The sequence below is a fragment of the Bacillus cereus group sp. BfR-BA-01347 genome (genome assembly GCF_022663835.1).
In the GTDB taxonomy this organism is placed as follows: Bacteria; Bacillota; Bacilli; order Bacillales; family Bacillaceae_G; genus Bacillus_A; species Bacillus_A thuringiensis_K.
Genome location: NZ_JAKUGG010000014.1, coordinates 32,019 through 43,682, shown reverse-complemented (window position 1 = coordinate 43,682; position 11,664 = coordinate 32,019). Strand labels below are relative to the sequence as shown.

Genomic DNA, 11,664 nt, shown 5'->3' with positions numbered 1-11,664 from the left:
ACCTCTCGTAAGCCCATTCCGTATATGGCACCGTACCGGGCTCCCACCTATTCCCGGCTCTCTGTAACGTCTCCAATATACGTACTCTTCTTACTTAAACGATTTCATTTATTTAATTTTTTATACACAAAAAGGGAGTACTCATCCTATAGAAAGGACGGGTACTCCCGTGGTGCCACCTTTATTCGTTACAAATGTAACGCACTTTACCGTATCAAAAACAATACGTGTCTCTTGTATCGATGAGATCATGTCGCCAAAGCCTACTTCTTTCGTTTCGGTTTGGAAGCTCCGAAGCCCATTCCACATCAATTCCATACTGATTCGCACCAACCATCAGCTCTCTGACATGTTCATCATGTGTACTCTTCTTCATCAACGCTTGCATTTTTTTAAGTTGCACTCATTATAGACCTGAATTTTTTCACAAGTCAATACTTTTTTAAAAATTTTATTTTTCTTTCCTTTCAATATTATATTGACAAAACAACCTCTTTTTATGTAAATATAATAAATACTCTATTAAAAATAAGGTTTTTTGTATGAATATTATATATTAAAAAAGTAAAATGACGCCAAAAAACGCTTACATTTCTGAAAATTCGTATTTCTATATGGATTTTTCAGAATAATCATGATAGATTATAAAGTGAAACTTTAATCAGTGGGGGGTGTTCATCCCCACTGATTATTAGTTGAACCAATCGGGCATTTACGGGCAGTTGATCTCCCACCTAACTTCCTTGCACAGCCAATTTTAAGGTGGGAGTTTTACTACCCGTTAATGCGGGATAAATATGCATAACGCATCAAAAGACATGACAAAAGGAAGGGGAACTATATGAGTACGCAGATGTTAACTTTAACTTCAATCTCTATCTACATGCTCGGGATGTTAGTAATTGGCTATTTCGCCTATAAACGAACGTCCAACTTAACAGATTATATGCTTGGCGGGCGTACACTAGGACCCGCAGTAACGGCATTAAGTGCTGGAGCATCCGATATGAGTGGTTGGCTTTTAATGGGATTACCAGGTGCAATGTTTAGCGTTGGATTAAGTAGTAGTTGGATTGCGATCGGCCTAACACTAGGCGCATACGCAAACTGGCTTTATGTTGCTCCTCGCTTACGTACCTACTCAGAAATTGCAAATAACTCTATTACTATTCCAGAATTTTTGGAACACCGTTTCCACGACAAATCTCATATGCTACGTTTAGTATCTGGACTTGTTATTATGATTTTCTTTACTTTCTATGTAGCTTCAGGATTAGTTTCAGGCGCTGTATTATTTGAAAATTCATTTGGCATGAACTATCATGTTGGATTATTCATTGTAGCAGGCGTTGTTGTAGCTTACACATTATTTGGTGGTTTCTTAGCAGTAAGTTGGACAGACTTCGTGCAAGGAATCATTATGGTAGTTGCTCTTATTCTTGTTCCTATCGTAACAATTATGAATTCGAACGGACTTGGACCTGCATTTGATACAATTCGATCTGTAGATCCAACACGTCTAGATATTTTTAAAGGTGCCTCTACTTTAGGAATGATTTCTCTATTCGCATGGGGCCTTGGTTATGTCGGACAACCTCATATTATCGTACGCTTTATGGCAATTTCTTCTGTAAAAGAACTTAAAAGCGCACGAAGAATTGGTATGAGCTGGATGATTTTCTCTGTTGTTGGAGCTATGTTTACTGGTCTTATTGGTATTGCTTACTATTCACAACAAGAGTTAACATTATCTAACCCAGAAACAATTTTCCTTGAACTTGGGAAAATTTTATTCCACCCACTTATTACTGGATTTTTATTAGCCGCTATTTTAGCAGCGATTATGAGTACAATCTCATCTCAGTTACTCGTTACTTCTAGTGCCGTAACGGAAGACTTATATCGTACATTCTTCAAACGTTCTGCATCTGATAAAGAACTTGTATTTGTCGGTCGTATGGCTGTACTTGTTATTGCATTAGTTGGGTGCGCTTTAGCGTTTAAACAAAATGATACGATTTTAGCTCTTGTTGGATACGCTTGGGCTGGTTTTGGTTCTTCATTCGGACCTGCTATTTTATTAAGCTTATATTGGAAACGTATGACGAAATGGGGCGCGCTTGCTGGTATGATTTCTGGTGCCGCTACAGTCATTATTTGGACTCAATTCAAATTCTTAAAAGATTTCTTATATGAAATGATTCCAGGTTTTGCTATTAGTTTACTAGCCATCGTAATTGTTAGTTTACTAACACAACCTTCAAAAGAAGTTGAAGAGCAATTTGAGGATTTCGAAAAACAACATCGTCATAATTTATAAAAAAATCTCTGCTGTTATCGTAACAGCAGAGATTTTTTACAGTTCGACAATCTTCTTATCAAATTTAACAAATTCTTTATGTTTCGTTAAATTTAACATAACACTACTCCTTTATAGTATGAGTATCAGCACTTATACAGAAAGGGGACTCCAAAATGTTAGCAGCTTTCCAGCAACAACAAACACGAAAATTTTCACCTATCACAAATACTTCTGCGTCTTGTTTAAACATGCAACCTAACCCGCCTAAAATTTCAATTGCTCCTTCTGTTATTTCAGTCATCGGTGTTCATATGGAAAAACATAAATTAAAAATAAAAACGGGACAAAACATTGTGTTAGCAGCTTCCATTTTGCCAATACAAGCAACGAATAAAGAGCTTATTTGGTCAAATATGAATTCTGATATCATCACCATATATCCAAAAGGTGACACCGTGACGATTACTGGAAAAAGTGCAGGTAAAGCAGTCGTAATTGTCACAACTGCTGAAGGCAAATTCCGTGACCTATGTGTCATTCATGTACAACCTTATATGACAAATCCAAAGTAAAAGAGTGGCTTCATAGCCACTCTTTTACTTGATTTCAATATTTAAGTTTTTACTTTTTACAAGGTTAATAAATTATTCTTTATTTCTTGGAGAAATAATTTCTGTTTTATGTGTATCGTAAACAATTTCAAGTCGGTCAAATGATAATGCATGAGCTGCTATTGGATTTTTCGTATTTGAAATTTGTTTTATATCTCTTATAAATATACGTTTTGTAACGAGACCCGATCTAATTGTAATTATTTCTTCCCCGGCAATATATTTTGCCAAAAACCAACTCCAGCTAAACAACATTGCTAATGGAATTGTAAAAAGCAAAAGAAAATATTCTCTCCCTACAAAAATTGTCGCAAAATAAGCACCAAAAACAATGAAAACAAGTGGATATAACCATGTATCTTTTTTTGATGGAAATTCGATTTCCATCCCCCTTCTATGCCCATATTTCTATAAAACAAAAAGAGAAGTATCACAACTTCTCTTTTCTCCCCTAACACTATAATTCCTGTGTATACACCGGCTCGTTTACGACGTTTTTTGCTGTACGTTTTTGTTGCTGCAGTAAGAAAACAGATACACCAAACAATACGAGCATGCTACCGATAATTTGCATTGCATTTAATTTTTCTCCAAGTAAGAAGAACGCAAGTATAGATGCTCCAACAGGTTCTCCTAAAATACTCATTGAAATTGTCGTTGCATTTACATAATTTAACAGCCAATTATTAATTACATGTGACACTGTCGGCACAACCGCAAGTAAAAGAAAAACGGTCCAATCCCATTTCGTATAACCTGTAAAAGGTACTTGTAATATGACATTATAAATCCCCATAAAAAGACCTGCGAACGCAAAGACTGTAAAACTATAAATCCAGTGTGATACTTTCTTTACTGTCGTTTGCCCGATAAATAAATAACCGACAACTGCTATTACACTTAGAAAGGATAATATGTCTCCATAAATTGCTTGCTTACTTAACCCTAAATCTCCCCAACCAATGCACATTACCCCTAAAATAGCGATTCCCATCGTTGCAATGGCTGAATATGTTGTTCTTTCTTTAAACAGAAAAAAACCTCCAACTAAAGATACGATCGGTTGAAGTGCCAAAATAATTGTTGAACTAGCAACTGTTGTATGCTTTAAAGATTCAAACCATAAAAGAAAATGAAGTGCTAAAAAGAAACCAGATCCAATTAAAAAGCCCCAATCTTTCATTTGAATCCTATTAAATTCCTCTCTTTTTTTCCATACGATAGGCAGCATAATAAGTACGATAATCCATAAGCGGTACATACTTAATATTGAAGATGGTGCTGAGGACATCTTTACAAAAACTGCTGCAAAGGAAATGGCAATTATAGAAATAGCCAATGGTAGTGCGATTGATTTTTCTTGTTTCAAATCCTGTCTCCCCTCTCACCTGTCAAAAATCCCACTTCATTATATCCGTTTTCTTTCGTAACTTAAATACTAATTTTTTAGATTCTTCGTACCATTATGGTAAAATAGAAATTAAGGCGCCAATTAGTGAATATTTCTTTCCTTTTCACTACAAGCGTCGCTCTTACAATCGTTACAGTAAATTTTTATTTAGGGGGATCTACATGAGTCAAACAATAGGGAGAATTGAAGAAATTTCATTTTATAGCGCATCACTTCAAGAAGACGTTACACTTCTCGTTTATTTACCTGTAAATTACACACCACTGCACAAACATACAGTTGTAATTGCACAAGATGGTAGAGATTATTTTCAGCTCGGTAAAGCGCACCGTGTAATTGAGCGCCTTCGTGAAACCGAAGAAATTGACCGTACAATTATTGTCGGTATTCCATATAAAAATGTACATGATCGTAAAGAAAAATATTTCCCAAATGAAGTGAAAAATGCTGCATATATTCGTTTCCTTGCTCATGAACTTGCACCATACATTGATGAAAATTATCCAACGTACCAAATGGGAAAAGGTCGTGTTTTAATTGGTGATTCTCTTGGCGGAACAGTTTCCTTTATGACTGCACTTATGTATCCGCATACATTCGGTAAAGTCGTTATGCAATCACCATTTGTGGATGAGACAGTGATGAACTTAGCAAAAGAATTCAAAGATCCACAGGCGTTAGAACTGTATCACGTCATCGGTACAGAAGAAACGGCTGTAAAGCGTACTGATGGACAAGTATCGGATTTCGTAGGGCCGAACCGTGAGTTAAATAAGCTTCTTACGGATAGAAATTTCATCACGCATTACGAGGAGTTTGAAGGCAATCATACTTGGAAATATTGGCAAACTGATTTACCGAAAGCCTTCTCTCATATTCTAGCAATGAAATAATAGAGAGCAGTATTCAGAATAATTTGATATAATAGATAAAGAGATTTATTTATCTCAAAATCTAACTAGACTTACAAAGGGAGGAATTGGAACATGAAATTAGGCATTGTAATTTTTCCATCTAAAATGATTCAAGATAAAGCGAACGGATTGCGTAAACGTTATGACCCGCACTACGCATTAGTTCCACCACATATTACATTGAAAACACCCTTTGAGGCGCAAGATGAACAATTAGAGTCGATTGTAAACGAATTACATACAATCGCAAGTAAAACGAACCCTTTCACCCTTCATGTTGGGAAAGTTGGTTCATTCGCACCTGTTAATAACGTCCTTTACTTTAAAGTAGAAAAAACACCTGAACTTACTTTCTTAAATGAAGAAATGCATAGCGGGTTATTCACGCAAGAACGCGAATATGCTTTCGTACCTCATTTAACAATCGGACAAGGCTTATCAGATGCAGAGCATGCTGATGTTTTGGGCCGATTACGTATGAAAGATTTCTATTACGAACAGCCAATTGATCGTTTCCATCTTCTATATCAATTAGAAAATGGAACATGGACTGTACACGAAACATTCCGTCTTGGAAAGGGGAACAACTAATTTGCACGCACAGATTGTACAAACGGACGAACAACTAAGAGATGCATTCTCTGTACGTAAACAAGTGTTTGTAAATGAACAACGTGTCTCTGCTGAAGAAGAGTACGATGAGTTTGAAGAAACTTCCACACACGTTGTTATATATGACAATGATGTTCCAGTTGGTGCTGGACGTTTTCGCACCCTTGATGGTATAGGAAAAATGGAACGCATTTGCGTGTTAGGTTCCCATCGTAAAAAAGGTATCGGAAAAATTGTTATGGATGCGCTTGAAGCGTATGCAAAGGAAAATTCGTTACCGAAATTGAAACTTCATGCTCAAACACATGCTGAAGATTTCTATAAAAAACTTGGATATGTAACAAGTTCTGATGTATTTATGGAAGCAAATATCCCGCACGTCATAATGATAAAAGAATTGTAATTTGAAAGCAGGAGGTGACCCCTCCTGTTTTTTTACATTGCTATTTTCTTTTTCTTCCGCTAAAGTTAAATGTTGATGCTATAGTTTTGAAGGTGAACATATGACACAAGAAAAATTTTCACAAAAATCGTTAACACACGCTGATATTCCGCGTGCGACATATCATATTCCGAAAACATCTACCCATTTAATTATGGAAGAAGATGTAGATGCGGCTTATTTCCGCGCTCTAGAACAACAAAATGTTTTTTTAAACGAAAAACAATTAGAAGCTGTGCGCACAACAGAAGGTCCTGTTCTTACACTAGCTGGTGCCGGAAGCGGGAAAACATCTGTTTTAACAACTCGCGTTGGTTATTTAGTAAATGTAAAACAAGTTCATCCACGAAATATTTTATTACTTACATTTACACAAAAAGCTGCTGAAGAAATCCGAAGTCGTGTTGCGAAGTTACCAGGTATGAACCATGCAGCAAGTAGCTACGTAGTTGCTGGTACATTCCACTCTGTTTTCTTAAAATTGCTTCGTAGTCAAGGGTATAATCAACAAATTTTAGCAAATGAAAAACATAAACAAATTATGATAAAGAAAATCTTAAAAGAATTGCGTTTAAAAGACGATTACGATGCTGAAACGATGCTCGCGATGATTTCACTTGAAAAAAACAAATTAAATCGTCCGAAAGATGTAAAAGCGAAAACACCAGTGGAACAAGAATTTAAAGAAGTATATGAACGTTTTGAAGAGGTAAAACAACGATACAATTATATTGATTTCGATGACATCTTATTGGAAACATATTATATGTTAGAAAATAATGCTCCTTTACTAACTCAATTACAACAACGTTTTCACTACATTGAAGTAGATGAGTTTCAAGATACATCCTATGCACAATATGAAATTGTAAAATTGTTAGCCACGCCAAGAAATAATTTGTTCATCGCAGGTGATGATGATCAAGCAATTTATGGCTGGCGAGGGGCAAGTCACCAAATTATTTTATCTTTTCCAAAAGAATTTGATAACACAACAATTATTGCACTAAATACGAATTATCGATCCAATCCCTTTATCGTCGGGCTTGGAAATGAAGTTATAAAATTAAATCAAGAACGTTTTGATAAAGAGCTATACTCCGTTCGCGAGGAAGGTGTACAACCTTTTTATGCACGACCTGCTACGACTCTTGATGAAGCAAATCAAATTTTACAGCTCATTCAAGAAAAAGTAGATAGCGGTGACCGAAACTATAAAGATTTTTGTTTACTGTATCGCACACATTCTGTAAGTCGTTCGTTACTTGATCAGCTTACCATTCATAAAATCCCGTTTATTAAACACGGGGCGAGCCAATCATTTTATGAACATTCTTTAATTAAGCCTGTATTAGATCATTTAAGACTCGTGATTGAGCCGTTTCGGCTAGAATCACTTTCAAACATATTGCCGACGATGTATATCGGACGTGATGATTGTATTTCATTTATTGAACGTGAACAATGGAAATATGGTGAGGGACGCTTCCCTTCTCTTCTTCATTTCTTACTATTAAATCCAAGCTTAAAACCTTTTCAAGTGAAAAAGGTAAATGAGCGCATCGATTTTATTAAGTTTATTAAAGAATTAGAACCGAAAAAAGCATTAAAAGAAATTATTCATGGTAAAGGAAAATATTTAGAGTACTTACAAAGTAACGATCGTTCTTCCTTTACGATGCATAAAGACATACAAGAAGAAATGTTGGAAGAATTAATGGAGTCTGCAACTCGTTTCACCGATATTCCAGCTTATTTACAATTTATCGACGAGGCGATTCAAGGTCAAAAAGAAATGGAAGCATTAAAAACAATGCCGCAAAAAGATGCCGTTTCACTTATGTCAATCCATAACGCAAAAGGCCTTGAATTTCCATGTGTCTTTTTACTTGGAGCGAGTGATGGAATCCTGCCCCATACTTCTTCTTTAAAAGATGCAAATGATCGTATTACGGAAACTTCTGAAGCGTTAGAAGAAGAACGCCGATTACTGTATGTCGCCATTACACGTGCAAAAGAAGAACTTTACATTTCTTCTCCGCAATTTTTCAGAGGAAAGAAATTAGATATATCTCGTTTTTTATATACTGTGCGAAAAGATTTACCTGAAAAGACATCCACTAAATAAGGATGTCTTTTTTTATATCACGTTATGTACATCCCTCCTATATAAATTCCCTGTTTTTATCGTGAGAATTAACGTAATATCAGCCATATCCCACTCATATTGTAATAGTGTATGTCAGAACTCACGAGAAGGAGTGAACATAATGAGCTGCAATTGTAACGAAGACCATCATGAACATGATTGTGATTTCAACTGTGTATCTAATGTCGTTCGCTTTATACATGAACTGCAAGAATGTGCAACGACAACATGTGGATCTGGTTGCGAAGTTCCATTTTTAGGAGCACATAACACTGCATCAGTAGCGAATACACGTCCTTTTATTTTATACACAAAAGCCGGAGCACCTTTTGAAGCATTTGCACCATCTTCAAGCCTTACTAGTTGCCGATCTCCAATTTTCCGCGTAGAAAGTATAGATGATGATGACTGTGCTGTATTACGTGTATTAACTGTAGTATTAGGTGATAACTCACCCGTACCACCTACTGATGACCCAATTTGTACGTTTTTAGCTGTACCAAATGCAAGATTAGTATCAACCTCTACTTGCATTACTGTTGATTTAAGTTGCTTCTGTGCTATTCAATGCTTACGCGATGTTACAATTTAAAACTAAATAATGAGTTAAGTATGGATTGGGTGGCAGATAATTCTGCCACCCAATCCATGCTTAAAGAGTATTATTATGTAAATTTCTTAAAATTGGGAACTTGTCTAGAACATAGAACCTGTCCTTTTCATTAACTGAAAGTAGAAACAGATAAAGGAGTGAAAAACATGTTCTCTTCTGATTGCGAATTTACTAAAATTGATTGTGAGGCAAAGCCAGCTAGTACACTACCTGCCTTCGGTTTTGCTTTCAACGCGTCTGCACCTCAGTTCGCTTCACTATTTACACCACTACTATTACCTAGCGTAAGTCCAAACCCAAATATTACTGTTCCAGTAATAAATGATACAGTAAGTGTTGGAGATGGCATTCGAATTCTACGAGCTGGTATTTATCAAATCAGTTATACATTAACGATTAGTCTTGATAACGCACCTGTAGCACCAGAAGCTGGTCGTTTCTTCTTATCATTAAATACGCCAGCTAACATTATTCCTGGATCAGGTACAGCGGTTCGTTCTAACGTTATTGGTACTGGTGAAGTAGACGTATCCAGCGGTGTTATTCTTATTAACTTAAATCCTGGTGACTTAATTCAAATTGTACCAGTTGAGTTAATTGGAACTGTAGACGTCCGTGCAGCAGCATTAACAGTTGCACAAATTAGCTAGTAAAAAGCGGTATTTCTAATACAGAAATACCGCTTTTTATATGTATAATAAAAAACACTCACAGTAACATGAGTGTTTCATTCTTCATATTGTTTTATTGTGTTCTTCTTTTTCCCACAATTACATCCCTTTTTCTTCACAAATCCTTGTTGTTGCAATTGTTCTTGATATGCCTGTTGTTGTGCATGGTGCTGTTGCTGTATTTGATACCACTGCTGCAGGTCATATGAATTTTGCCTTGGATTATTGCTCACAGCAAACATCTCCTCTACTGTCAATTCTGTCTATTTACTATATGAACAACTCTTTATTTCCGTTCCCTCATTCTTTTAAACTCCGCTTTTTCTCTTATTATGAAAATATATTATTCTCCCATAAAATATCCTGTAATCGTTTCAATGATTGCTGCTGCTCCTGCAATAGCCAATAATGCAAGTAACGGCTCCGCAACAATAGGAATCCAATTATATAAAACTAATAAAAAAGCACTAACCCATACACCTGTACACCAATAACAGCTTAATAATTCGCCAATCCACTTTCTTAATCCTTTACCTTTCACTTTTGTAAACGTTGATACACTTCCATCTGGCTCCGTAATCTCTAATTCATCAATAAATGGTCTTCGCAAAAAGGCTGTAATTTTATCATAAACAATTAAACGAGTGAGCCTAAAGGCTGCTAACGCGAAAATAAAAAATAAAAGCCAGCTTGTAAACAGCATAATTCCACCTTCCCTTATCCTCTTTCGCCTATTTAAAAAAAAAGGTCTTGAGATTGTGACCAAATCTCCTCGACTCCAATATCTTATTAATGTAAATACAAACAAGAAGATAAGGAGTGACATTAATGAGTTGTAACGAAAATAAACACCATGGCTCTTCTCATTGTGTAGTTGACGTTGTAAAATTCATCAATGAATTACAAGATTGTTCTACAACAACGTGTGGATCTGGTTGTGAAATTCCATTTTTAGGTGCACACAATACTGCATCAGTAGCAAATACACGTCCTTTTATTTTATACACAAAAACTGGAGAACCTTTTGAAGCATTTGCACCATCTGCAAGCCTTGTTGGCTGCCGATCTCCAATTTTCCGTGTGGAAAGTGTAGATGATGATAGCTGTGCTGTACTACGTGTATTAAGTGTAGTATTAGGTGATAGCTCTCCTGTACCACCTACTGATGACCCAATTTGTACGTTTTTAGCTGTACCAAATGCAAGACTAGTATCGACATCTACTTGCATTACTGTTGATTTAAGCTGTTTCTGTGCGATTCAGTGCTTACGCGACGTTACTATCTAATGTGAAGTGAACTAAAAAACTATTGGGGTGGTAGAAGCTTTCTACCACCTTTACATATTTAAAAGCCGGCCATACTAATCGATTGGATATCATCTATAGACAACCTAATATCTCTCATACTATTTTGCGGCATAATAGATACGATGCCATTACGATACGATATGATTGATCCAACATAAGAAACTGTAGCTGTTTTTATTCTACACCTTACTTTCGGAATGTAATGAGGGCGGTTTAATAAAAAATGAATTTTTTCATCATTATTCATATCCTTAAATGATTTATTATACGGGACGGTTCTTACCTGCTCTTGCTCTTCTTGTTCTTCTTGTTCTTCTTTTTCCTCTTCTTCTATTTTTCCTTCCACTTGCTGTTCTTCTTGCTTCTCTTCTTGTTGTTCTTGTTCTATTACCTCTTCCACAGCACTACTTACAATATTTTCTTGTCTATTACTTTTTTCTTTTTGATCTTCATTTTCAAAGTTTGTCAGGATAATCCTTTTTATTTTCGGTGCAGCAAGTTCTAAACTTACTTGCGTAATATATAACAACGGTTTTCCAACTGTTGAACTTTTATTTTTATTCTTCACACTCGTCCCTCCCACTTCCATACGTAGCTGAATAAATCGTGTACTATTATAGTTATATTCATC

At 35.8% G+C, this 11,664-nt stretch carries 14 protein-coding genes and 2 other annotated features (1 of these 16 cut by a window edge); of the genes, 9 read left to right on the top strand and 5 right to left on the bottom strand.

Going from position 1 to position 11,664, the window contains the following annotated elements:
• Positions 1 to 108: a binding site (T-box leader), on the bottom strand (it extends 137 nt beyond the left edge of the window).
• A gap of 42 nt (positions 109 to 150) precedes the next feature.
• Positions 151 to 388: a binding site (T-box leader), on the bottom strand.
• 453 nt (positions 389 to 841) lie between these two features.
• On the top strand, positions 842 to 2,320 hold the full coding sequence (gene putP / locus MR143_RS19825; RefSeq protein ID WP_000107210.1) for a sodium/proline symporter PutP: 1,479 nt from the start codon (positions 842 to 844) through the stop codon (positions 2,318 to 2,320).
• A 155-nt stretch (positions 2,321 to 2,475) separates the two neighbouring features.
• Positions 2,476 to 2,874, top strand: coding sequence for an Ig-like domain-containing protein (locus tag MR143_RS19820; protein ID WP_000878730.1), 399 nt, complete (start codon positions 2,476 to 2,478; stop codon positions 2,872 to 2,874).
• Between the two features lie 72 nt (positions 2,875 to 2,946).
• Here the strand turns inward: MR143_RS19820 and MR143_RS19815 are convergent, their stop codons facing one another.
• Positions 2,947 to 3,294 carry a PH domain-containing protein gene (locus MR143_RS19815; protein WP_046945139.1) on the bottom strand — a complete coding sequence of 116 codons (348 nt, stop codon included), beginning with the start codon at positions 3,292 to 3,294 and terminating at the stop codon, positions 2,947 to 2,949.
• A gap of 76 nt (positions 3,295 to 3,370) precedes the next feature.
• The gene (locus MR143_RS19810; RefSeq protein ID WP_000806939.1) at positions 3,371 to 4,282 is read right to left on the bottom strand and encodes a DMT family transporter; all 912 of its coding nucleotides are present in this window, start codon (positions 4,280 to 4,282) and stop codon (positions 3,371 to 3,373) included.
• Positions 4,283 to 4,485: 203 nt separating this feature from the next.
• Here MR143_RS19810 and MR143_RS19805 point away from each other — a divergent pair, with 203 nt between their 5' ends.
• From MR143_RS19805 to exsF, 6 genes are all read left to right on the top strand, one after another.
• Positions 4,486 to 5,217, top strand: coding sequence for an alpha/beta hydrolase (locus tag MR143_RS19805; RefSeq protein ID WP_000084011.1), 732 nt, complete (start codon positions 4,486 to 4,488; stop codon positions 5,215 to 5,217).
• Positions 5,218 to 5,310: 93 nt separating this feature from the next.
• A complete protein-coding gene (locus tag MR143_RS19800; protein ID WP_000765863.1) occupies positions 5,311 to 5,829 on the top strand; it encodes a YjcG family protein in 519 nt (172 codons plus the stop codon).
• Between the two features lies 1 nt (position 5,830).
• The gene (locus MR143_RS19795; RefSeq protein WP_000543304.1) at positions 5,831 to 6,253 is read left to right on the top strand and encodes a GNAT family N-acetyltransferase; all 423 of its coding nucleotides are present in this window, start codon (positions 5,831 to 5,833) and stop codon (positions 6,251 to 6,253) included.
• A gap of 100 nt (positions 6,254 to 6,353) precedes the next feature.
• Positions 6,354 to 8,420: an ATP-dependent helicase gene (locus MR143_RS19790; RefSeq protein ID WP_000191198.1), complete on the top strand. Its 2,067-nt coding sequence runs from the start codon at positions 6,354 to 6,356 to the stop codon at positions 8,418 to 8,420.
• Between the two features lie 142 nt (positions 8,421 to 8,562).
• Entirely contained in the window at positions 8,563 to 9,033 is a 471-nt protein-coding gene (gene cotY / locus MR143_RS19785; RefSeq protein WP_001277698.1) for a spore coat protein CotY, read from the top strand.
• Between the two features lie 167 nt (positions 9,034 to 9,200).
• A complete protein-coding gene (gene exsF / locus MR143_RS19780) occupies positions 9,201 to 9,704 on the top strand; it encodes an exosporium protein ExsF (protein WP_000492936.1) in 504 nt (167 codons plus the stop codon).
• A 77-nt stretch (positions 9,705 to 9,781) separates the two neighbouring features.
• Here exsF and MR143_RS19775 read toward each other — a convergent pair whose 3' ends face one another.
• Both MR143_RS19775 and MR143_RS19770 read right to left on the bottom strand, forming a co-directional pair.
• On the bottom strand, positions 9,782 to 9,967 hold the full coding sequence (locus tag MR143_RS19775) for a hypothetical protein (protein ID WP_033672524.1): 186 nt from the start codon (positions 9,965 to 9,967) through the stop codon (positions 9,782 to 9,784).
• Positions 9,968 to 10,068: 101 nt separating this feature from the next.
• Complete coding sequence (locus MR143_RS19770; RefSeq protein ID WP_000899662.1) at positions 10,069 to 10,428, bottom strand: DUF1360 domain-containing protein; 360 nt, start codon at positions 10,426 to 10,428, stop codon at positions 10,069 to 10,071.
• A gap of 125 nt (positions 10,429 to 10,553) precedes the next feature.
• Between MR143_RS19770 and exsY the strand changes: the two genes are divergently transcribed.
• Positions 10,554 to 11,012, top strand: coding sequence for an exosporium assembly protein ExsY (gene exsY / locus MR143_RS19765; RefSeq protein WP_001277741.1), 459 nt, complete (start codon positions 10,554 to 10,556; stop codon positions 11,010 to 11,012).
• A 58-nt stretch (positions 11,013 to 11,070) separates the two neighbouring features.
• Here the strand turns inward: exsY and MR143_RS19760 are convergent, their stop codons facing one another.
• Positions 11,071 to 11,622, bottom strand: a complete 552-nt coding sequence (locus MR143_RS19760) for a spore coat CotO family protein (RefSeq protein WP_080029703.1) — start codon at positions 11,620 to 11,622, stop codon at positions 11,071 to 11,073.
• Between the last annotated feature and the right edge of the window lie 42 nt (positions 11,623 to 11,664).